The 23,267-nt window shown below is 73.2% G+C and carries 15 protein-coding genes; 5 read left to right on the forward strand and 10 right to left on the reverse strand.

All coding sequences use genetic code 11. The features are described 5' to 3' along the window. Nucleotides 1-27: 27 nt before the first annotated feature. The 10 genes from ACN28F_RS27375 to ACN28F_RS27420 form a co-directional block, all read right to left on the reverse strand. Nucleotides 28-2,493, reverse strand: a complete 2,466-nt coding sequence (locus ACN28F_RS27375; RefSeq protein ID WP_421360346.1) for a TIGR03986 family type III CRISPR-associated RAMP protein — start codon at nt 2,491-2,493, stop codon at nt 28-30. Continuing rightward, entirely contained in the window at nt 2,486-3,040 is a 555-nt protein-coding gene (gene csx19 / locus ACN28F_RS27380) for a type III-D CRISPR-associated protein Csx19 (RefSeq protein ID WP_421360347.1), read from the reverse strand. Before csx19 ends, ACN28F_RS27375 begins: the two co-directional genes overlap by 8 nt. Next, a complete protein-coding gene (locus ACN28F_RS27385; RefSeq protein ID WP_421360349.1) occupies nt 3,037-4,707 on the reverse strand; it encodes an RAMP superfamily CRISPR-associated protein in 1,671 nt (556 codons plus the stop codon). Before ACN28F_RS27385 ends, csx19 begins: the two co-directional genes overlap by 4 nt. Continuing rightward, complete coding sequence (locus tag ACN28F_RS27390; protein WP_421360351.1) at nt 4,704-7,211, reverse strand: RAMP superfamily CRISPR-associated protein; 2,508 nt, start codon at nt 7,209-7,211, stop codon at nt 4,704-4,706. The genes ACN28F_RS27385 and ACN28F_RS27390 overlap by 4 nt, the downstream gene beginning before the upstream one ends. Next, on the reverse strand, nt 7,211-8,839 hold the full coding sequence (locus tag ACN28F_RS27395; protein ID WP_421360353.1) for a Cas10/Cmr2 second palm domain-containing protein: 1,629 nt from the start codon (nt 8,837-8,839) through the stop codon (nt 7,211-7,213). The genes ACN28F_RS27390 and ACN28F_RS27395 overlap by 1 nt, the downstream gene beginning before the upstream one ends. A 256-nt stretch (nt 8,840-9,095) precedes the next feature. After that, nucleotides 9,096-10,718: a hypothetical protein gene (locus ACN28F_RS27400; RefSeq protein ID WP_421360354.1), complete on the reverse strand. Its 1,623-nt coding sequence runs from the start codon at nt 10,716-10,718 to the stop codon at nt 9,096-9,098. A 627-nt stretch (nt 10,719-11,345) separates the two neighbouring features. After that, nucleotides 11,346-11,705, reverse strand: coding sequence for a PadR family transcriptional regulator (locus ACN28F_RS27405; protein ID WP_421360355.1), 360 nt, complete (start codon nt 11,703-11,705; stop codon nt 11,346-11,348). 93 nt (nt 11,706-11,798) lie between these two features. Continuing rightward, entirely contained in the window at nt 11,799-14,327 is a 2,529-nt protein-coding gene (locus ACN28F_RS27410; protein WP_421360357.1) for a M48 family metalloprotease, read from the reverse strand. After that, complete coding sequence (locus ACN28F_RS27415; protein ID WP_289213186.1) at nt 14,324-15,034, reverse strand: hypothetical protein; 711 nt, start codon at nt 15,032-15,034, stop codon at nt 14,324-14,326. Before ACN28F_RS27415 ends, ACN28F_RS27410 begins: the two co-directional genes overlap by 4 nt. Beyond that, a complete protein-coding gene (locus ACN28F_RS27420) occupies nt 15,031-15,636 on the reverse strand; it encodes a hypothetical protein (protein WP_421360359.1) in 606 nt (201 codons plus the stop codon). The genes ACN28F_RS27415 and ACN28F_RS27420 overlap by 4 nt, the downstream gene beginning before the upstream one ends. A gap of 141 nt (nt 15,637-15,777) precedes the next feature. On the opposite strand from ACN28F_RS27420, the gene ACN28F_RS27425 reads away from it, so the two are divergent. The 5 genes from ACN28F_RS27425 to ACN28F_RS27445 all read left to right on the forward strand — a co-directional run bounded on the left by ACN28F_RS27425 (nt 15,778) and on the right by ACN28F_RS27445 (nt 23,250). Beyond that, nucleotides 15,778-19,239, forward strand: a complete 3,462-nt coding sequence (locus ACN28F_RS27425) for a hypothetical protein (RefSeq protein ID WP_421360361.1) — start codon at nt 15,778-15,780, stop codon at nt 19,237-19,239. Between the two features lie 175 nt (nt 19,240-19,414). Continuing rightward, on the forward strand, nt 19,415-20,260 hold the full coding sequence (locus ACN28F_RS27430) for a hypothetical protein (protein WP_289205345.1): 846 nt from the start codon (nt 19,415-19,417) through the stop codon (nt 20,258-20,260). Between the two features lie 505 nt (nt 20,261-20,765). Beyond that, entirely contained in the window at nt 20,766-21,386 is a 621-nt protein-coding gene (locus tag ACN28F_RS27435; RefSeq protein WP_289205346.1) for a C39 family peptidase, read from the forward strand. 470 nt (nt 21,387-21,856) lie between these two features. Beyond that, the gene (locus ACN28F_RS27440) at nt 21,857-22,309 is read left to right on the forward strand and encodes an SAV_6107 family HEPN domain-containing protein (RefSeq protein ID WP_289205347.1); all 453 of its coding nucleotides are present in this window, start codon (nt 21,857-21,859) and stop codon (nt 22,307-22,309) included. Between the two features lie 233 nt (nt 22,310-22,542). Further along, complete coding sequence (locus ACN28F_RS27445) at nt 22,543-23,250, forward strand: hypothetical protein (RefSeq protein ID WP_353850570.1); 708 nt, start codon at nt 22,543-22,545, stop codon at nt 23,248-23,250. The last annotated feature ends 17 nt before the right edge of the window (nt 23,251-23,267 follow it).

Below are 23,267 nucleotides of genomic sequence, written 5' to 3' on the forward strand. Positions count from 1 at the left end.
CCCGGCAGCCTGTGCGCCGGCTCCCGCTCAGCGACGTCGGTCGTCGCGACCGTTGCGCCGGCCGCCGTCATGGCGGCGGCCGTGCCTGTTGTGGCCGTTGGCTGGTCCACCCGGCTGGCGACCGCGTGGACCCGGCCGGTTGCCAGTCGGATCTCCTGGCCGTCGGTCGGTCGGGTCGTACGGCAGCGGTAGCGAACCTGGATCGGACAGCTCGCCCAGGGACAGCCGCCGGCCGTAGACCGACCCCGGCCGGTTGCCGACCTTGTCGTTGGCCACCCACCAGTCGTAGGTGGTGTTGCGAGGTGCGGCCGGCACGCCCGGCGGGGAGCGGTCCGCCATGCGCGGGTAGTGCACCGGGGCGCCGACGAACCCGTACGCGGCGTTGAGGAACTCCTCCCGCACCTGCGGCAGGTGCTCCCGCAGCAGGTCGTCGTATTCGACGACGAGCCGGCGGGCCGCAGTCAGGTCCGGGTCGGCCGTTGGGGGAGTCAGCGATAGGCTGCGGTAGCGGTCCAACAGCCGGTCGCCGGTGAACAACCGGGTGTCGTCCCAGTTGATCTCGACCCGTACCGCGCCGAACCCCAACGGTTTGCCCAGTCCCAGTTTGAGGCAGGCGCTGTCGGGCAGCGACAGTAGCCACAGCAGGGCCCCCAACTCGGTGTCGGTGAGATTGTCGACCTGGATGCTGAGGCAGAAGGTGGTCTGCGGCTTCACCCAGCTCGACACCGACGTGGTGATCTCGGCGTTGTCGTTCGCGTCGGCGTCCACCGGTGGGCGGACGTACTCCCGGAAGCGGGGCCGTCCGTCGACCGGCAGCGGTTCCGGCTGGCCGCCCGCGACCGGCGGTGTCCAGTACGGATGTGAAGCTGATTCGTTCTCCAGCACCTCGGCGTGGGTGAGGTAGACCTTGCGCCCCCGAACCCGCCGGATGCTTTCGCGGTCCGGGTAGCCGTGCTCGGCGCGCCTTGCTGGACCTTCCAACGGTGCGCCGTCGGCGTTACCCAGGTAGAACAGAAACTGAGCCGGTTTCGGCCCGTTCAAGGTGACCAGCTTCAGCGGTCTGGCCAACTGTTGGATCCGGTCTTCTCCGGGCACCCCGGTACCGTCCGGTGGCAGCACCCGCAGATGCCCCCGATGGGCGCCGGTAGCGGTGCCAGTGTCGTCGTCGCCTTGGCGGACCCAACCGAACACCCGGTCGGCGGGGGAGAGCGCGGTCCGCTTCACCGCTGGCCGGTGCTGGTCCGGAAGGCTGGCCGACGGCGCACCGGGGAACGGCACCCGACCGATCATCGCTGGATACAACCCGATCGGCGTACCCCGGTCCAGCTCGACGTAGAGCGTGTCACCGACATGCAGCGACCGCCACCGCTTCGCGTCCCACACGTAGCTGCCGTAGTTGCCTTCCAGGTTGCGCTCCGTCTCGTGGGCACGTTGGTAGGAGTCGATCACTGCCCGCCAGCCGTCGACCAGACCCTTGCTGACCGTCCGGGTCGTGGACCGGAGCGTGGCCGGGCCGGTGATGACCTTCGTGACCACGAACCGCTCGAACCTCTTGCGTCCGCCGCCCGCCGGAAAGGTGCTGCCGGTGGCGTGCAGCCGGCCCCGGACCCGCACCAGCGGATGGTCGGTGACGACCAGTCCGGTGTTGCGGCTGTTGCGCCCCCGCCTGGCCGCCTCTGCGGCTCGCTGTCTCGCCCTGTCGCGTTCGTCCCTGCGGTCCGCGTCGCGACGCAGCCGTGCCGTCGACTCGTCGCACAGTCGACCTGGTCGGGCGTACATCGCGACCCGCCATAGCGGAAAGACACCGAGCATGGCGAAGTAGATCCACGCCTCGAACTCGGGGCTGCGCGCCGATGCCTGTTCACCGGCGGCACCATGGCCGACGCGGCCGCTGCACCCGCCGGTGCACTCGCACGGCAGCTCCCGGGGCACCCACACGGCGGTCTGTACCGGTTTTTTCAGCTGTTCGCCCTGCCAGTCCCGGGGATCCAGGGAGGTGACCAGACGTACCTCGGCGCCGCCGTCGCTGTTGACCTTCGTCACCACAGCAGGCCGTGCCCGCAGCGCGTGATCGGTGGTCGCCCGGATCGCCAACTGCTGGTCGTGGCCGGTGAACACGCCGAACCGGGAGTTGGTGATCGCCTCGTACGCCGACCGCAGCGCACCCTTGACCGCCGAGCCGGCCAGCTGAGGGCGGCCGGCGTGGTCGACCCGTACCGGCAGCGGCGCGTCGGGGCGGTCGCCGTCGGCCGCGCGCCGCCCGTGGTCCGGGATCAACATCGGGGTACGGGTGGTGACCCGCATCCCGATCGTGCCGGTCCACCGGTCCAGGTCGTAGCGGTCGTGGCCGGCGGGCGGCGCGTCGGCCAACTCCGTCGGCAGGTTCTCGCGGTCCGGGATGGACACGAAGCCGTACGGATTGAGGAAGTGCCCATCCGTATCGTCCAACTTGATCGGACCGGCCGCGTCGATCGGCAGGTGCTGGTCACTCATCGGGCTTTTCCTCCTGGTCCGCGTTGGGGTGTGGGCTGGCGGTCAGCCCGACGAGTCGTTCGTCGACCACGGCGACGTTGCCGTGCCGGTCCTGTTCGACGTACTCGACGACCCGCAGCCACACGAGATGGCCGTCGGCGGGAGCCGGGCCGTCGACCGGGACGTGCAGCACCCCGATCCGGGCGTCGTGCAGCGCCACCCAGCCCGCCCCGGGAGCCGGGTCGACGACCGTGCCCCACAGCAGCCGCCGGTCTTCCGCCAGCCCGCCGCCGCCGACACCGGTCGCGGAGCCGGACCCGGCGGAGACGTGCCGCCAGCGCAGCTCCTCGGCGGCGGTGAACGCCCGCAGCTCGAACACCCCGGTCAGGTCCAGGGCCGCCCCGTCCGGGCCGGTCGGCACCCCGTCGACGCCGAACCGGAACCAGCGGACGTCGGCCGGCCGGTAGCAGAACCCGACACCCGCCGTACCGCCGCTGGCGAAGTCTCGCAGGGCCGGGCCGACCGGGCCGTGCCCCCGGTCGACGACGACCCGTCCAGTGGTGCTCATGCGTGCCCTCCTGCCGTCGCCAGCCGCGCCGCCGTCCGCCGCGCCGTGGCCTGCCATGCCGCCGTCAACGGCGCGGTCACCTCGTCGTCGGTCAGCACGTCGGCCAACGACCGGCCGTCCAGTGTGGTGCACCAGCCGGACCGTGGGCCGGCCCGCAACGTCACCGCGGCCGGGTCGACCCGGACCCCGCCCGCGCCACGGGTGGTGCCGTGGCCGAAGCCGATCCAGCCGTCGCAGAGGTCCCGCAGCACCAGCAGCAGCAACGCCAGCGCCGCCCGCCGGTCGTCGTCGGCGCTGGCGGTGGCGTGGGCGCTGGTCGTCGTCGGATCCTGGTCGAGCCGGTCCATCGCCAGGTCGAGCGTGATCGGCTGCCACGCGCCCGCGTCGGTGGCATGCGGCTGGACCGTCGCGAACAGCAACGACTCGGCCGCGCCGCCGGTCCAGCGGTCCACCGCCACGTGATGGGCGATGGTGAACCGGATTCCGTCGACGGAGTCGTTGAGTTCGTCGACCGCGCGTTGCAGCGTGCCCAACGCGGCCCGTACCTGATCGGCCGTGCGTCCCGGCCCGTCGCCGGGCGGCTCGGCCCCATCGTGGTCGACGGTGTCGGCGAGGCGTCGCTGCAGCAGGCGTACCGCCTCCCACTGTGCCGTCGGCAGGGCGGCGGTGCTGACACAGGTCGCGACCCGCAGGGCACCCCGGCGGCCGGCCGGCAGCGTCGGATCGTCGCCGTCGCGGGCGGCGGCGGTGCCGAACAGCGCCGCCACCGGCCCCAGCCCGTCGGCCCGCATCTGGTCGAGGAACTTCTCCGGGGTGCAGGCACCGGTCACGGTACGGGCGATCCGTTCGGCGTGGCTGCGCAGCACCCCCTTGATCGAGCTGCCCGGCAGCTCCAGCCGGGTGTGCTCACCGTCGTGTCCGGTCAGCGGAAACGCGCTGACCACGTCGCCGTCCGAGCTGACCTGCACCGCCAGCGGTCCGTGCGGACGCCACGGTACGACGATCCGCAGCACCCCGGGCGGCACCTCGTCCGGGTCGGCGGCCGGCAGGTCGACCGGCTCGCCGCCGGTACGCAGCGCGGCGAGCATCCCGGCCCGGCTGGCGAGGTCCGATTCCCGCAGTACGGCGTCGGTCAACCGGACCAGACCGAGCCCACGGGTGACGGCCGCGCCGACGCTGATCCCCGGACCGCGTAGCCGGGCCGCGACCGCGCCGACGAGGTCCTCCGCCGTGGCGGCGTCGGCGCCCTCCGGCGCGTCGACCACCATCCGGAACGCGAACCGGGTGCCGGCGGCCAGCACCTCGCGGCTGAACAGATGCCCCCGGGCGGCCACCCCGTGCACCCGGTCGATCGACACGTGGTCGCGCACCTCGACGTACGGCGTGCCGACGGCGCAGGCGTCGTCGACCCGTACCCAGGAGGCTTCTCCGCCGGTGCCGTCGCGCTCCGGCGGCAACCCCCACAACCGGTGGTCGGGTACGCCGTCGGCGCGCAGCGCGGACCGGATCACCCCGGCCAGCGCGGTGCCCGGCAGCAGCGGCCGGCCCGCGCCGTCGCGGGCCTGGACCAGCTGCGCCGGCCCGGCGTCCAGGCCGCCGATGTGCAGCGGCGCCTGCGCCACCAGGGAGCCGGTCAGCTCCCAGCGCCTGATCACCCGGCGACTCATGCCGGCACCTCCTCAGGGTGGTGGTTGGCGGCGGGACTGTCCTGCCCCCGGGTGCTGCGGCGCCGCTCGACAGCGGCCCGGACCACCTCGGCGAGCAGCCAGCCGGCCGCCGGTCGGTGCAGTTCGTCGGCGACACCGGTCGGCGGGCGGACCCCCAGATGCGACCAGAGCACCTCGTCGCCGGAGGCCAACCGGTCCAGCAGGTCGAGCCGATCGACGCCCCAGGACTCCCGGCGCGCCCGGTTGCGGCGGGTCGCCGCGATCCAGCCCCGCACCTGGGCCGGGTCGTCGCCTGCGGTGAGCCGGTCGGCGAGGGTACGCAGCGCGCCGAGCTGCGCCATCGACACGTCCGGCGGCACCAGCAGGTCGCGCAGCGCGTCGTCGGCCACCCGTACCGCTGCGGTCCGGTGCAGCTCCCGCCGCCAGCCCCGGCGGACCAGCTCGGTGACCAGCGCCGGCGTGGCACCAGTGCGCCCGGCGGGCGTCTGCGGGCCGGCGGACCGGGACACCGCTGCCGGCTCCGCTGCCGGCTCCGCTGCCGGCTCCGTCGCCACCGCGACGGTCGTCCGGTCGAGCAGTACGGGTTGCAGCGCCAACCGGCCGTAGCCCTCGGCCGTGCGATCCCCGATCCCGGTCGCCTCGACGCGGTGCAACGCCTCCTCGTCGGGGACACCGATCATGTCGAACCGGACGACGCTGCCGGCGGCCAGCCCGGTCAGCGACGGGCGCGGCATCGACCAGCGGCGCTGCCACGACTCGACCCGGCGGGTGGTGAGGAAACCCGCCGGCAGGCGGTCGGGGCTGTCGTCGGGCAACGTCAGGTCCACCCGCAGTGCTTCGGCGAGCGTGGCCGCCAGTGCCTGCGGGTCGGTCACCGGCTCACCGGCCGGCCCCCGCAGCAACAGGTCCGACAGCAGCCAGACGACCAGCTGCCGACTGTCGGTCACGGTGCCCCGCGCGGCCAGGGCGGGCGTGCCCGGGGCGAGTACGTCGACCCTGACCCGCCCGTAGTCGTCCTTGCGGGACCGCCCGATCGCGTGTTCCCCGTCCAGCCAGTCGGTGTCCAGGTCGGCGTCGGCCGGCAGCCACAACTCGCAGCGCAGCGCCGTGCCGGCGGCGATCGCCTCGTAGACGAACAGTCCGCCGGAGTCCTCGGTCGGCCGTTGCGGCCCGTCGTCGACGACGGCGTGCGCCTGCGTCACCAGGTCCACTTCGGCGATGCGGATGCCGCCGGCACCGTCGGCGACGCAGAAGCCGACCATCGGCCGCAACCGCTGGCTGTCGTCGGCGCGTGGGGTGAGCAGGTTGACCAGCTGCTGATCCTGGTCGGTGTCCTTGGGCCGGTGCAGGGCGCGCGGCAGCGGCAGCGACCGCTCGCCGGCGATCTCGACGGTGGCGTTGGTGACCACCGCCCGCCCGCCGGTGATCAGCTCGGTCGCCTGCTCACCGAGTGCCTTCGCCACCATCGGCAGCAGCGACGTGCCCGGCACGAACCGTTCGGTCAGCACCATGTTGCCGAGCACGCCCCGGGCCACCAGCAGCGGAGTCAGCGTGGTGATCCGCAGATCGTGCCGGTGCACCGGCGGGTCGGACATCCGGGCGCCCAGGGTCGCGCCAGCCGGGTCGGCGACAGCCGACGGCACCACCTCGGCCGGGGACCGGGCCTGGTCGACCCGCTCCAGCAGCGCCCCCAGCCGACGACCGACCTGCTCACCGGCTACGTCCGTACCAGCTGGTTCGGTGCCGGCTGCGTCGTCACGTGCTGCGTCTTCACCTGCCGCTTCGTCGCCGGCGATGGTCACCCGGCAGCGGCCGGCACCCCGGCGACGCTTGCCGCCGATCGCGTCGACCAGCCGGGCCGCGGCCCGCAACAGCAGCTCCGCCTCCCACGGCACCGGCGCGCCGACGGCGAGCCCAGGAAAGGTCAGCTGCCAGTCGGCGGTCACCGTCAACCCGACCGCCGCCCGCTCCTCGACGCGCAACGTGTCGTCGGCGGCGGTGTGCCGGTCGACGTCGATCTGCACCCCGGGGCGCAGCAGCACGGCCGCCTCCCGGGCCAGCACCCGGCTGCGTTCGTCGAGCGCGGCGATCGCCGCCCGGACCGGGCCGGGCAGGTGCAGCGGCCGGCCCTGCAGGGCCGCCGGGACCGGGCTGGTGCGTGGCTGCGGCCGGAACTGCCCGCCGGGGTCGAGGCGTTGTCGCGACGACGCGCCCGGCTGGCTGCCGAACACCGCCTCCACCCAGGCGTACCAGATGCCGTCGGCCGCGCCGTCGGCCAGGCCGACGGCGACGGTCTCGGCCGCGTCGCGCAGTACCGCCGTGAGTGCCTTGCCGCGCAGCATCGGCAACCCGTCGGCGTCGCGCTGCACCTCGCGGTCCACCGCGCCGTGCCGGGCCGTGCCGGTGCCGCACGCCCAGTCACTGAGGAACACCACCGTGACCGTGAACGGGCGGCCGTTGCGCAGACCGGCGCCGGTGTCGTTGATCGGGTCCGGGCCGCTCATCAGGCCGCCACCTCCTGCCGGGTCTGCGGCGAGCTGTTGCCGAGGCGGCCGGACTCCCGGCCGGCGTGCGGTGCGGTGCCGGCCGCCATGTCGATCAGGTCGACGGCGCCGAGGATCCGGCTGAACGAGACCGGGCGATCCGCCGACGGCTCCGCGACCAGCAGGTTTTCATCCAGAAAGGAGCGGGCTGCGGCCGGGTCGGCCGCCCAGACGCCGACCTGGTCGCTGGCCCGGACCGCTTCGGTACGGCCGGCGAGCAGCGCCTGGCGCAACCGGTGCAGGGCACCACGGGCCAGTACGGGCGGGTCGTCCTCGCCACCCAGCGCCTCGAGCACCTTCCGCAGCCGGGTGACGTCGTGCGCGTCAGCCCAGCCGCCGGGCTGCGGCGCACCGATCACCACCGGGCCGGGCCACAGCCGCGACTCAGCCACGCCGCCGTCGCCATCTGGCACGGTCAGCGGTGCCCGGATCCGGGCCAGACTCTGCCCGACCGAGTCGTGCAGCACATGGAAGTCCAGCGCGCCGCAGCGCTCGTCGACCCGCTTGATCTGCTTGGCGGAGCCGCACAACTGTTCAGCCAGACCGTACGCCTCGCTGAACGGGTAGTGCGGTTTGACGTACGCGATCCCGGCGCACGCGGTCAGCCCCGGGTGGCCGACGTCGGCCAGTACCCGGGAGATGGCCTCGTGCCCGGCGGCCGTCTCGGCGAACTTCGCCACGAAGGTCGCGGTCACCTCGAACGCCGGCCGGGCGTCCATCACCACGGTCACGTCGTCGCCGCCGACGACCAGCGGCAGCAGCCAGCCGGTCCGGTCGGTGACCTGCGCGACGGCGTACCGCAGGGCGGCGACCGTCACCTCGTCGAGCGCCCGGCTGAAGGCACCCAGGTTGGCCAGGAACTCCTCGCCGGCGTAGGAGTCGGCGATGCTGCGGAACACGCCGCCGATGCCGTTGCCGTCGGCGTGCATCACCGCCACCCAACCCGCGTGACTCACCCCGTCGGCCAGCTTGGTGGCGTCGACGACCGCCTCGTTGCCGAGCTTTCCGGCCATCCGGTCCCGGCCGGCGTCGCGTCGCCGCCAGGCCGCGTCCACACTGGCCGCCCTCGGGTACGGGGTGCCGCCCTCCTCGCCCATCGCGGTCGACGGCTGCCCCGAGTAGTGACAGGGCCGGGTGAACGGCAGCGTCGGGTGCCGCAGCAGCGGCGACGGTCGGCGGCTGCGCCACGCCGCCTGCCGCTGGTACGCCCGGGTCAGCGCCGGGCTCAGGTCGGCGTCGTCGGTGACCGGATCCGGGTCGACGGTGCCCCAGATTTCCAGGCCAGGTGCGTCATCGAGAGCCCGACGGGTGACCGCCTGCACGACCGCCCTGCCGGTGTGCGCGTCGGCGGCCAGCAGCAGCGCCTTGCCGGAGGCGGCCACAACTATCTCGACGACCGGTTCCGGACATCCTTCGTTGATCTTGTCGACGGCATCTTTCACCCACCCGGTGCCAGCCTGGAAGATCAATTCGCTGGCACCGACGTTCACCGCTTGTTTGTTGCTGGCGAACACGTACGCCTGATTGGCGCCGGTCTCTATCACCACCCAGTGCCGGCGCTTACCGCTCGCTGGAGACTGGCTGCTCATCGGTTCCCCTCTGTCGTCGCGGCGTCTGCATCAGACACCGGCGGACAGGTGAACCCGGTATACCGGTCCACCGCTGCGTCGAAGGGCAGCCGGCAAACATATCCGATGCGGCCGCCCGAGCGCAGTGGACCCTCAGCCGAATTTCGGACAGTCGTCCGGCGACGGCGATATCCAACCGGGGCCGGGATGCCAGTAGTGATCTACTTCGGCTGATCGACTCGACACGCCGAGCCGCCGTTCGAGAGCGCGAAGTGGATCACGACGCCGTCGATTCGGCGACGGCTGGTGACGGCACCGGCACCGGGATCGGTGCCCGGGCCGGATACGTTCCCCACGGTTCGACCAGGTACGGGGTGAGAAAGGCCAGCAGCAGACCGAGCGCGACCCCACCGGGCAGATAGCCGATCGGGTCGTAGCTCTGCTGGTACTCCAGCCAGGGAATCAGTTGGCCGACCCCGAGCGCGAAGACCACGCCGCAGATCAGGGCCACGTATCCGGCGGTCAACAGCACCACGCCGAGCCCAATGCCAGCGCCGACGCGGCGTGCTCTTGTGACACGGCCCGCCTTCGGCGTGCGACCTACTCGTGGGGCGCGGATCGCGACGATGGTCAGCGCGGCGGCCGGCACTGCCAGCGCCGGCGCCACGGCCAGCAGGACGTAGCTGACCGGCGACGCCGTCGTGGCGCCGCTGAACAGCGCCGTACTGAACACGGCCGCGCCGGCGCCGACGGTGAGCGACCAGGCCGCCGCGGTGGTCTCGGGCAGCGTCCTGATCGGGGTCCGCGCCGAGGACGCGGTCACCGCGGCACTGGCGACGACCGCCAGTACGGTCGACAGACCGACGGTCACGGTCAGCGCCACCACCGGGACCGGTGGCCCGTCGCTGAGAAAGACGCCGTAGAGGTAGTTTCCCGGGACCAGGAACGCGGCCAGCACGGCGAGCCGCGCGGTCAGCAGCCTGTCGCGTTCCGGGGTGCGTCGACGGGTGGGGGCGAGGCGATCGGTCGCCCACCACGCCGCGATCGTGAGCAGCAGCGCCCCGGCGGCCAGCCAGGGCAGCGCGACCGGGGTGTGCCAACCGGACCGGACCACCCCGACGGTGGCGGCGAGCAGCACGACCGGGCTGGCCAGCGCGGGCAGCAGCGAGGCGCGCCGGTACGCGGCGGCGGCCGCCAGACACACCGCGACGCAGCAGATGGCGTACATCTGCAGATCCTGCATCCAGACCCGGCCGGTCGAGGTGTCCCACTCGGCCCAGCCGGCCGGCGCCGCGTCGGTGTGCGGCCATGGCGTCTGCAGCCCGATGTTCGGGGCCAGGTAGGCGAGGGCCACCGCCCAGCCGATCGCCGCGCCCGCCGCGCCGCCCCAGGCGAGGATCTCCCGCCAGGACCGGCGCAGCGGGCCGGACTCCGGCTGACCGCGAACGACCTCCGGCCAGATCGGGTCGGGCCGGCTCGCCGGGATCCGGACGGCCACCCAGCGTGCCACGGCGAAACAGAACGCGTTCGTGGCGAGGGTGGCGACCGCGACGACCGGTGTGGGCAGCGTCGTCCACCAGCCGTACGGGGTGAACAGGTAGGCGACGATCAGTCCGCCACCGATGACCGGCACCGTCGCCACCAGCAGGCGTGGGGCCGGGGTCGGACGTGGTCGCGGCGGCGTCGGCGGTCGTGGCCGGACCGCCCGCACCGTGTACGCCAGGGACAGCGCGACGGTGCCGAGCAGGATTCCCGGCGGGATCGGCAACGGTGTCTGCGCTCCGGCCGGCCCGGCGACGAGCACGGTCGCGGTCAGTGTGATGGCGGCGGTGCCCGGTACGGCGGCGGCGAGCGCCCACCGGGTGGCGCGGCGGGCGAGGGTCGCCACCAGGATGGTCAACGGGATCAGCGTCCCGGCGATGACGGCGGGCCCGCGACGGTGCCTGCCGGACCGGTGACAGCGACAGTGAACGTCGGTCCGGTGACGGCGATCGCCAGGTGGCGTACGGCCGATTCGGCGACGACCAGCCCGGCCAGCACCGGGACCGTCGCGGCGACGCACACGGCCGGCTGACTGGTGCTCCCCGCCGTCGGCGCATCCGGTCGGCGAGCAGTACGCCGCAGCCGATCCCGGCGGCGACGTGCCCGGCGCGGTGGAGCAGGGTCAGGACCGACGGCAGGTCGTCGCCGGTGCTGGTGGCCATCCACAGTGGTCCGTTGGCGAGGATGGTCAGGATGGCCGCCGCCAGCGGGGCGAGGAACAGTGCGACGACGTGCAGCGCGGTCCGCTCGACTCGGTCGACCGGGACCGCGCTGACGGAGTCGATCCCGGATCGCCTGGCGCAGACGAGGCTGGCCGCGAACCGGACCTGCCGCCAGGCGCGCACCGGCACGGGAACTCCCGGTTCGTGACCGAGCATGTACGACTCGGCGAGCCATTCGCGGATCAGTTCGTCGCGGTCGGCGGCCGGCCAGCGGCGGGCCGCGACGACGAACGCCCGGTGGACCAGCCGGCTCAGCATGCTGGTCACGCGGGTTCGGGGGAGACGGTGCCGGGTCGGCCGGTGGCCGGGTCGGCGTGCCCGGGGGCGTGCGGGCGCAGCGCGGCGTAGAGCGCGGCCAACTCGGTGCGGGCGGCGACCAGGCCGTCCGGGGTGAGCTGGTAGTAGCGCCGGGCCGGGCGGCCTTCGGCCACTGGGTCGATCTGCTCCCACTGGGCGTGCACCCAGCCAGCGGCCAGCAGCCGGTTGAGGATCGGGTAGAGGGTGCCGCTGGGCTGCCCGGTGGTCCGCATCAGCTCCAGGCCGTAACGGCCGGTGCCGGGGTCGTCGAGCAGCGCCGCCAGCACCCGGGCCACCCCGGTGGTGATCTGGACCGGTCGCGTCATGTCGGCAGCATACTCGGACCTCTACATAGGGGCCAGGTCCCGCCGCCGACCGATGTGTCGCTGGCGGATATCCGGTTGCCGGCGGCTGAGACGCTATCCGGAGACAGAGACACCGTCGGCGGAAAAGGCCAGCCGCACCAGCAGCCAAGCGCCGACCGCCAGCGGAGCCAGCAACAGTGTGACGAGGATGGCGCCGTAGAGTGCTCGGACCGGCCGGCTGGCTACCGGCCTGGCGTCCGCTGGGTCGTCCTCGGGCATGGTGCGTCGCTTGCGGAGCGCACCGACCGCCGCAGCGAGCCCGGTCGCGAGCAGCGCGCCGACGCAGCCGAGCAGGATGGCCCACGGTGCCCCGAACATCGTGGTGACCATGATGCTTCGCCCGATGATCGGCAGACACTCGACCGACCGACCGGTACCGCAGATGCCCGCGATGATCGGCACCGCTGACAGGAGCACCCCGCCGGAGGTCGTCAGCGTCGCGGCCAGCAACGCCAGCGGGAACCGCCCGACGGATCCGACCACCAAGCCGGCGACCAGCGCGGTCACCGCAGCGGAGCCGGCGATCAGGTAGCCGGTGACCAGCTGCAGGTAGGTGCCGGCACCGACGATGTTCACCCCGTCCGCTGGGCCGCCTCGTGCCCGCACCAACAGGGCCAGCAGCGTCGCGGCGGCCAGGAACGCCGCCGTGCCGCCGATGCCGGTCCAGACGGCCCGTGCGAGCCGTGGCCGGCGTGGCCGCGCCGGCCGGGCACCCGAGGCACCCAGCCCGGCGGTCTGCCACCAGCGGGGCGTGTCGGCCGGCGGGCGCAGCAACGCCAGGACGGTGACCGCCACGCTCGGTGCCGCCAGCAGCAGCGCCGAACCCGGAATCGCCGCGATCGCCACCATCGGCAGGGACGCTCGCATCGCCCACGACCGTGCCGGCGGCGACCACTCGGCGGTCCAGGCCAGGTCGGGGTTGACAACTAGGAAATCGACGACGGTTGCCATCAGAGGGCTGTCGTGCATGCCGTACCACGACACGTGGTACGGGTAGAGCGCGATCGCCGCTACCAGCGTCGTCAGCAGCACTCCCCACCGTGGCGTCCAGTCGACCATGCCGGTGAACAGCTGCGCGGCCTGTCGTACCCACAGCACGACGACCAGCATCATGCCGACCAGCGCACCAGCCGAGATCCAGCGCGCCCATCCGGTGGCACCGACGGAGTCGAACAAACCCCAGCTGCCCACGCTGCCGTGGTAGATAGCGAACGGCTCCCCGGCCAGGACCCCGGCGGCCAACGCACCGGCCAGCACCGGCGGCGCCAGCCACGGTCGTCGGACTCCGGACAGCAGCTGCTGGCGCAGCACGGCATGCCAGCCGATCACGGCGGCGATCCCGGCTAGTAGCAACGCGCCTGTGAAGTGGGTGAGCAGACTCAGCGTCGGATAGGCCAGGAAGAACGCAGTGGAATCACCGGAGAACACGAGGGCGAGTTGCACCAGCATCTCGTTGTAGCTGGACTGCAGCAGCGCGACGGCGAAACTGACGCAGACGGCCACGACGAGGCCGGTGGCCGGCAGCCGGGTCGGATCCAGCAGCAACTGGGCCCGCTGCCGGGCGGGTGGATGGCTGCTCAGCCACCACCACCGGGACTGGCGCTGCTGCTCCTCCTCCATCAACTTTCGCAAGGGGGTCGGGTCGCCGATCGCGGCCGATGCAATGTCGGCGTGCGTCTCGCGTATCCGCAGGATCGACTGACTGCTCAGCATTATCACCATCAGTACAGCGATAGACAGGAATCGCTCTAGCAGTGGGGTGTCCGGATGCATGGGGGCCGGCCACCACCCGTCGGCGTCGCCGAATCCGAGCGGCAGCAGCCGGAACACCAGATACGGGGCGACGGCGAGCAGCAGGAACGACCACCAGGTGGTCTGGGTGAGGTAGGTGTAGCGGATGTCGCGGTTGCGCAGGTGCGCCAGCTCGTGCAGCACCACGGCGTCGAACCGGCCGCGTCGAGCCGGATCGGTGAAGTCCCCGACCACGGCCGGATGCAGCGCTATTCGGCAGTGTCGCTGGGTGCCGAACGCGTGTGCCTGATCCTGGGCGTACGGGTCGAGCCAGAAGGTCGGTGCCCGGGTCAGGCCGGTACGGGTGACCAGCGTGTCGAGGTGGGCGACGAGCCCTTCCGGTGCCTCGGGCCCGAGTGGACGCAGTCCGCGTCGTCGGATCCGCCACCGGGGCAGAGCCAGGTAGCCGGCGACGGCGGCGGCTGCTACGACGACGATCCCGACCATCGCCCAGCTCGACGCGGCGGCGGCGTCGTCACGCAGGCATCCGGCGATTCGTTCCATGATCGGCCGGTACGCCGGCAGCGGCTCCGCGATCTGCCAGACGTTGCCGAGCTGCGTCAACTCTGCTGAGCAACCCTGATACGGGCTGTCCGGACCGAGGCGGTCCAACCACAGTCTGGTGTAGATGATGCTGGTGGTGGCGAGCACCATGCCGGCCAGGACGGCGTAGCGGACCGACGTGTCCGAGGGCAGGAGCGTGGCGCCGCTGAGCAGGGCCCGCAGCCGTCGTCGGTCCGGATCGGCACCGTCCTGCGGCCCGGCCGACGGCGGCGCCGCCGTGATGCTCACGTGCCGGTCGCCTTGCGGTACGCGGCCTCGGTCGCCGTACCAGCCAGCTTCGCGTCACCCGGCATCGGTCCGGTGTGGAAGACGACGATGAGCAGGTCGGCGACGCGGATGGCGTAGTGGTGAAGGACGACGAGCGGTTGCTGGTTGAGGGACACGGTGAACTTCAGCCCCACCTGTTCGTCGCCGACCGGTGGTGGGTCGGCGGTGGTGACCGATACTTCTGTCGAGAGGCCGCCGTACTCGGCCGGGAAGGTGCCGCACACGGCCGGCACCTCGGCCAGCTCGGCCATCGCCGCTCGGGCGTCGTCCACAGTAAGCATCTGCTGGAGCGATTCGCTGACGAAGGTGCCGGACTCGCCGGCGAAGTCGGCCCGGGCCTCGGCGGCGGGCTCGGTGGATCCGCCCATCGCCTGGCAGCCGGTGTCCAGGCCGCCGCTGGCGTCGTCAAGATCGGTGGTCGGGTTGAGACCGTCCGGCAGGTCGGCTGTGGTGAGCAGCAACGACTGCAGTTGCGGATCGCCGGATCCGGCACCAGCGCTGGTGCCGGATCCGGGGGTCGGCCCGGTGTCCGGTGTCCGGTCCTGGTCGGCGGTGCAGCCGACGAGGAGGGCAAGCATGGTCGCGGTGGTGACGAGACATGCGGTGAGTCGGCTGCTGCCGGACGGCACCATCCGGCCGGTCATCTCGTCGGTGGCCCGGGTGATCACTGCTGTCCCTGCGGGGTGTGGGAGCCGGCCGGGTCGGCAGGCGTCGTCGGCGTGGTGTCCGTCGGTAGCGGGACGGTGAGCAGGGCGAGCACCATCGCGTCAGCGAGCCGCTCAGCCTTGTTCGCGTCGATCTTGGCCTGAGCGAGCCGGGCCAGCACGATTCGTCGGGCTTCGGCGGCGTCTGCCTGACGCAGGGCGAACGCCACTTCCCGGTCCGTACGGGTGTCGGTGAGCGTGGCGGTCCTGCGGCGGAAAAGCCGCCGCAGCCAGCTTCGGAACCGCTCGAATCCGCTGCTGGTGGCCTTCCCGATCAGCTCGCCGACCATCTTGTCGGCCACCCAGATCACGATGCCGATCATTAGAACGTCGTCGAGTGGTGGCATCCCGAAGCCGAGTGGGTCCTTCCGGCGTCGCCGCCGGGACATCACCCGCTGCGGATCGGAAAGGTAGACGTCTGCCAGCGAAGGGAACAGTTGTTCCTGTTCTGGTGCGACCTCGGCGATCGTGCGGCCGGCGAGGTAGCGGACCAGTTCGGGATGTGCGCTTCGGCGCTGCGGCGCTTGCGAACGGACCACCGCTATCGCGATGGCCACGGCTGCCATGGCGGCCAAGATGATCAATGCGCCAGTGACGATTTCGTCCATACGTCAACTGTATGCATGGCGCGTCAACCGACGAACGCGAACAGTTTTCGTCAGCACCCCGATCCGACGAGATGATGGAAATTCCACGGAGCTTGGTCGATGTCCAGGAGAAATACGGTTGCCGGCGGCTGGGACGATCATCCGGTGCCGCACCCCACCGCCGAACTGCTCGCAACCCTCGACCCGCTGACCCACCGGGCCCGGATGTCCGCACTGGCCGGGCACGCCCGCCGGCTGGCCGGCACCGGGAACCTGCCCGCCGTACTCGCCGAGCTGGCGCGCGGTGACGCCTACCAGCGGTTCCTCGGCCTCACCATGGCGGTGATCGTCGACGACCGGGCGGTGGTCCGGGCCGGGTTCGTCGACCCGGACCGCCGGCTGCGGGCGGTCGCGGTCACCGCGTACCTGCGCTCCAGCTGGGCCGACCCCGCCGAGGTGGCGGCGCTGCTGCACGATGCCCCGGCCGACCTGCGGCGCACCGCGTACCGGACGCTGCGGGCGGCCCGCCGCGCCGACCTCGCCGACGCGCTGATCGACCCGGTCCGCGCCCGGTACGGCGACGGCGAAGCCGCGGTCCTGCTGCCCGCCTGCGGCGCGGACACCGTCGCCCGGCTGCTGCCAGAGCTGTCGTACGCCATCGCCAACGGCACCGCGCTGGCCCGCCGGCACCCCACCGTGCTGCTCGACTTCGCGCAGACGCAACTCGCCGCCCGGTCCGGTGCCGCCCGCGACGACTGGTGGCACGACTGGGACGACGCCGTGCTGCACACCGCGCAGCGGCATCCGACGCGGGTGTTCGACCTGCTGGAGCGGTACGCCCCGACGACCAGCCTGCCCGGCGCGACGACCGCGTACGGCGTACTGGCCGGCGCGGATCCGGCCCGGACCCTGCGGCTGCTCACCGCCCCGGCGCGGGCCGGCTGGCTGCGCGGCCGGCCGTTGCCGTCCGGCCTGCTGTACCGGCTGCGCGACGCCGACCTGACCGACCTGGTGCCGCTCGGGGTACGGCTGCGCGGCACCGACCGTGCCTTCGCCCGGCTGCTCGCCGCGCTGGCCCCGGCCCGTCGGGGCGAGCTGTACGACGCGGTGACGGCCGATGTGGACACCGCCGACGTGCTGCTGTCGGAGCAACTGTTGACCGTGCTGCCCCGCCACTGGCAGCACCGGGAGGTCCGCCGGATACTCGACCTGGACCGGGTCCGGGCCAGCGAGGACTGGACGCTGACGTACACCGCGTTCCTGCCCTGGGCCGTGGCGGAGTCGGCGCTGGTCACGGCGGCCCGGCGCGCGGACGCCACCGCCCGGGGCACCGGCTACGCGCTGCTGCTGGACGCCGCCGGGCGCAGTGGCGACCCGGCGGCCGTCGTCGCCGCCGTCGAACAGCTGCGCCGGCTGCGCAACGACCAGGACCCGGTACGGGCCCGCGCGTTCACCGCGCTGTCGCAGGTCGTCGGCCTGCTCACCCCAGCAACGGTGCCGGCGCTGACCGACGTCGTCACCCAGGCGGTGGCTGCCCGGGACACCTCGTCGGCCAGCCTGACCGCGATCGGCGACGTGGCCGGGCAGGTGCTGCGCCGGCACGCGGCCGACCCGGCGCTGGTCGGCTGGGCGATGCAGACCTTCGACACGCTGTACGACGGCCGGCAACTGCCGTTCCTCGGCCGGCTCGACCAGGTGCTGCGCCGGGGCCAGGAGCACGACCTGTTCACCCGGATCGCACCGTGGATCGAGGGCGCGGCGGCCCGGGACCGGTACGAGCCGCTGTTCGCCGTCGCCTGGTCGCTCGGTCGGCGCGCCTGGCGGCTGCCGCACCTGCAGCGGCTGCTGCGCCGGGCGATCCACCCCGGCGTGGTGTCGTCGGTGTTCCGCCGGGCGGTGACGCTGTGGCTGGCCGACCCGGCGACCCGGGCCGACCGGGTCGGCGAGGTGCTCGCCGTCGATGCGTCCACGGTGGAGGTTCACGAGGTGTGGCAGGCGATCTGCACCCGCCGCACCGACCTGCTCGACGAGGTGTTCACCACGCCGCCCGGTAAGCGGACCGGCAAGTTCCTCTCCGCCGGTGCCCGCTGGGTGCCCGGCCCGGCGCACCGGGTCGCCCGGTGGCTGCCCCGCCACCAGCAGGCGTACGCCGACCTGCTGGCGTCGATCGCCGCCGACCGGAGCATGGCCAAACATCATCGGGTACGGGCGATCAGCTCCGCCGCCCCGGTGCCCGGTGCCGGCCGGGCGGTCGTCACCCGGTATCTCGACGCGGCGGACGTCACCCTCGCCGAGGCGGCGCTGGCCGCGCTGGCCTGGACCGACCGGCCGGACGAGGCGCTGCCGGTGCTGCTGCGGCACGTCGACGACGACCGGGCCCGGGTCGCCGTCTACGCGGCCGGCCATACCGCCCGGCTCGTGGCACCGTCGACGCTGGTCGCCACCCTGACCGACGTGGCCCTCGGCACCGGCAAGGTGACCAGCCGCAAGCAGGCGCTGCGGCTGCTCGCCCGGTACGGCCCGCCGGAGGCGTTCGACGTGGTCAGCGCGGCGTACCGGCGGGTGGACCAGCACCCCGACGTGCGGGCCGCCGCGGTCGCCGCCGCCCGGCAGCGGCCCGACGTGCCGGCCAGCTGGGCGATCCTGGCCGGGGCGGCTGGTGTCGGCCGGCCCGATTCGGCGGCGCCGTCGCGGGGCGAGGTGTCGGCACTGCTGGACGCGGCACCGTCGACGATCGCCGAGTCGGACCGTCCTCGGTACGCCGCCCTGGTCGTGGCCGCCACCGGCAACCCTGATCCGGAAGCGGCCCGGCTGGCCTGGGTGGCGTTGCCGGTCTGGGCCCGCTGGGCACCCGACCTGACCGGGTTGACCGTCACCGCCCTGACCGACCTGGACGACCCGTACCGGTGGGCGTCGGCGATGCAGGTGGTGATCCGGCTGCTCGACGGAGCGACAGCGGCAGCCGACGGATCACCGCAGGCGGGCGACCGGTCGCCGTTGGTGGTCGCGGTGGCCGCGCTGGCCCGGCTGGACCGCGTCGACGACCGACCGGGTGACCCGGCGGGGGACCGGCCGGCCCGGCGCCGCCTCGACCGGATCGTCGACGCGGCGGCGCGCTGGTGCCGCGACGCCGACCCGCAGACCGACCGGACGGCGGTGCGGGCCGCCGCGCGTACCCTCGCCGGTTTTGCTGATTTGACCCCGCAGGCGGCCCGGCTGCTCACCCACCTGGTGCCGCTGGCCGCACCGACCGCGACCCCGGTCGTCGCCGAGTTGGCCGCGCTCGCCGATCTGGTCGCCGACCGTCCGGTGCTCGCCGGCCGGCTCGCCGAGACGTTGACCGACCAGGTCCGCCGCGCCGAGGGCAGCTGGGAGCCGGCGGTGCTGACCGCCGTCGTCGGGGCGCTCGCCGACCGGGACGACCTGGCGGCCGGCCTGTTCGCGGTGGCGCTGGCCCGGGCCGGTGACCGGTACGGCTGGTCGCCGCCGTGGCGGTCGCCGCTGCACCGGCTGCGCCGCCATCCGGTGCCGGACGTCCGGTCGGCGGCCCTCGACATCGCGATGGCGGGCCGGTTGAGCTGACCGGACGACCGCTGGCCGCGCCCGACCGGGCGTTGACCTTGCGCGGCCACCTCACCATGATCAGCGAATCGGCAGGTCGGTGCCGGTGTGGTCGGAGAGGCGGTAGGTGCGCGTGCAGCGAACGGGACGATCGTGGCCGTACGGAGGTCTCGGGTCGGGCCGGTGGGTCCGGGCGGTGGCCGGGATCGTCGCGTCCGTCGTCACGGTGACCGCCGTCGCCGGCTGCGGCGACGACGAACGGTTGGCCGCCTTCGAGGAGGCGGTCATGCCGATCGTCGTCGAGATCGCCAAGGAGTCGGTGGCGGCGTTGCCGGCGCCGTACCGGATCGTCGCCGAGGTCGGCATCTACGCCACCGAGGAGGCGGCCCGCGAGCAGGCTGCCGACCAGGACGCCACCTATCTGATGATCAACCAGACGATCGACGGTACGCAGCGGGTGAGTGTCTTCCGGATCGACACCACCCGCAAGTTGCGGATCGACATGGACGGGCGGTTCGTCACCGAGATCGAACAGAACCGGATCACCATCACCGCCGACCCGACCGTCGACTCCACGCTCGTGATCACCGACGCGCTGGACAGCGAACCGGTGTACGCCGGTGACCGGCTCGTCTTCACCGGTGACGATCTGCACTACGACCTCGATACCGGGCGGTTCGGCGACCCGGAGCAGGATCCGGAGTTCGCTGCGGCGGTGGATCTGGTGGAGCCCCGGTTCGCCGGCACCTGGAGTTCGCTGACCGGCGGCCAGGCCGCGTTGCGTAACGGCGCACAGGCCGCAGACTGGAACGAAGGTACGCCCACCCTCGGCGGCTGCTCGTCGCTGCCCGATTCGGCCTGGAACGACGAGGAGGTCGTCCAGGGCATGTTCAGCGGCAACCGGTGGCGGCGGCTGTTTCCGGTCTACTGCATCCGGACCAGCGACGGCCGGTACGGCACCCTCACCCAGCGCACGTCGGTCGACGGTGAGCAGGGCCCGCTGCAGCTGGAGTACGTGCTGTGGAAGAAGCCGGGCGACTGACCGGGGTCCGGCGGGCGTCCGAGGCACCCGGGCTCGGGGGAACATCGGCCGGCCGGGCGGCGTTGGATCCCGGCGTTGGACCGAGTAGCGCACAACGATCGTCGTGCCCGGGCCGGCTTGCCCGTGCCGCCCACCCGCCCCGGCGGACCGGCACTTGCGGTCGAGCGGTATACCTGTGAGGAATAATCATTCCCGTGAGGTATATCGTCTGACGTGGTATTCCGTTCGCACTTCGTGACGGACGGTGACCATGTGGCGATGGTGGCCATGTGCCGGTGACCATGTGGTTGGTCGACGCTCCGGCCCGTCGGGTCCGGCGGGCGGGGAATGATCGGCCGGTCGACGCGGTTGTACATGGTCGCGCCGCGCAGAAGGCCGGTAGCCCGGTCGACGGCGTCGTTCTCTCGACTTTCTGGTACGTGTTCTGTTCTGTCCCGTTCGTGACCGTTCATCGCCCGCGTGGGATCGGTGTCCGGTTCATCCCCCTCGGAACGGAGATTCTGCCATGAACACGATCTTCCGTAAGTCTCTGCTGTCCGTTGCCGGTCTGCTGACCGCTGGTGGTGTCGTGGCCGCTCCCGCCGTTGCGGCGCAGGCTGCTGGCCCGGGTGCCGCCGACGGTGGTGCGCGTGAGGTGCGGGTGCAGTACGAGGCGCAGCCGAACTTCTACTACTGCGGCCCGGCGGCGACGCGGATCGCGTTGACCGCGCAGGGCAAGGCCCCGTCGCAGGACGAGGTGGCGGGCAAGCTGGGTACGACCGAGGCCGGCACCGACTCGGCCGAGGAGACGACCCGGGTGCTCAACGAGATGACCGGTGACGACGAGTACGAGACGACCGCGATCGGCGCGGACGCCGCCAAGCCGGAGCACGTGGAGAAGCTGCGGGCCGACGTGCGTGAGGCCGTGGACGACGACCGGGCCGTGGTCGCGAACATCATGGGTACGGCGACCGACGTCGACGGGGTGGCGCACTCGTACGAGGGTGGGCACTACCTGACGGTGACCGGTTATCGCGACGGTGGTGACACGGTGAAGATCGCCGACCCGTACTTCGAGGGCCAGGAGTACTGGATGGACCTCGACGCGCTGGCTGACTGGGTCGCCGCGCGTGGCTACTCCTCCTGATCGGTGACAGCGCGCTGGCCGGGTCCCCCGCGGGGGACCCGGCCAGCGGCGTGTCCGACGTTGCGTTTTTGTCGGCGGCAGGGTGTACTGTGAGAAGTGGTTAGAACGGGTGTTCGATAAACGGGTGTTCGGCAAAGGTGCTGCCGCTGGTCGGGTCCGCCGGTCCGCGACAGTCCCGCCCTCGGGCTCCCCGTCCTGACCAGCCGGGAGGAGCGATTCGCGGCGCGAGTCCCGGCAGTGCGGCGCCGCGAGCCGCACACCCCGGCACTGGACTTTCGCGGGTCCAGCGCCACAAGGCAGGACCGTTGCCCGCCGCCCCCGACCCCCGGGCGGCGGGCAACGGACCCCGCCAGCATCGCCGGTGCGGATGCGGTGTGGGGAAGCATCCGTATCCGCACCGGCGACGCCCCGTCCGACGTCTTCCTCCGTGGGCGGGCACCCGACAGGTGACACGCGTGGAGGAGTGACCCATGCCGACCAGCCCGAGCCCGCAGGCACCCATGGTGCCGGCGCACCTGCTGCCCAACCGCACCCCGGCTCAGCTGCTCGCTCTCGCCCGGCACGGGCTGACCGAGGCGGCCGCCACCCGCCCCGACGGGCTGCGCTACGCGGCGGCCCACCTGGCGGCGCTGCGGGCCGCAGCGGCGATGCTCGCCGCCCGCGCCCGGCCGGCGCCGACCCGCCGCCACCGGGTCACCAGTGTCTGGACCCTGCTGCTGATGGTCGCCCCCGAGCTGACCGAGTGGGCCACCTTCTTCGCCGCCGGCGCGAGCAAACGGGCCGCCGCCGAAGCCGGCATCCCCCGGGTGGTCACCGCCCGGGAAGCCGACGACCTGCTGCGCGCCGCCACGGAGTTCGTCTGTCTGGTCGAAGACACCCTCGGAGTGGCCAGCCAACCCGCCCTCGACGGGCTGGCCGCCTGACCTAACTGACGCGACACCCCGCCGCCGGCATCCGTGGTGCCGGCGGCGGACGACGCGCGCGTACCACGTACGGACGAGAACACGGGGGAGAGGCAGAGATGGCGGGGCGGATGGTGGCCGGGACGGCGGCGTTGGCGGCGGTCGCCGCCGGGCTGGTCCGTCCGGCGAGCGCCCTGGCCGGGGCGACCGTCGCGGCGTACCCCGCCGACACCGCGACAGCCCCCGGCACCGCGCTGGCACCCGGTAGCGCGGCAGCACCGGGCACCGGGCCGGCGTCAGACACCGGGCCGGCACCCGGCATCGACCGGGCGTTGCCGGTGCCGGCCCCGTTGACCGGCCTGCTCCCCGGGCGCGGCCTGCGCCGGGGCTCCACCGTCAACGTCCTGCCGCACCGGTCGGCCCGGCTCGGTGCCACCTCCCTGCTGCTGGCCCTGCTCGCCGAGGTGTCCCGGGCCGGCCTGTGGTGCGCCGTCGTCGGGGTGCCGGCGCTGGGCGCGGGCGCCGCCGCCGAGCTGGGCATCGCCCTGGACCGGCTGGCGCTGGTCCCGCACCCCGGCCCGGACTGGCCGACGGTGGTCGCCGCGCTGATCGACGGTGTGGACGTGGTGGTCGTCGCCGCCCCCGCCGCCGTGACGCCGCAGGTCACCGGCCGGCTCGCCGCCCGCGCCCGACAGCGGGGCTGCGTGCTGGTGCCCTGCGGCCGGTGGGACGCCGCCGACGTGACCCTGCAGGTGGTACGCGGCCGGTGGGAAGGGCTCGGCTCGGGTCGGGGGCGGCTGCGCCGCCGGGAGATGGTGATCGCCGCCCGGGGCCGGGGCGCGATGAGCCGACCCCGGCAGGTGCAGGTCTGGCTGCCCGGCACCGCCACCGCATCGCCGGTCCCGGCCGGTCCGCCGCGCCGGTCGGGGCGGCCGGAGCTGACCGTGGTACGGCGGGGATGAGCCGCCCCCGGGCCGAC

Origin of the sequence: Solwaraspora sp. WMMA2101 (genome assembly GCF_049179175.1) — a bacterium.
Classification (GTDB): domain Bacteria; phylum Actinomycetota; class Actinomycetes; order Mycobacteriales; family Micromonosporaceae; genus Micromonospora_E.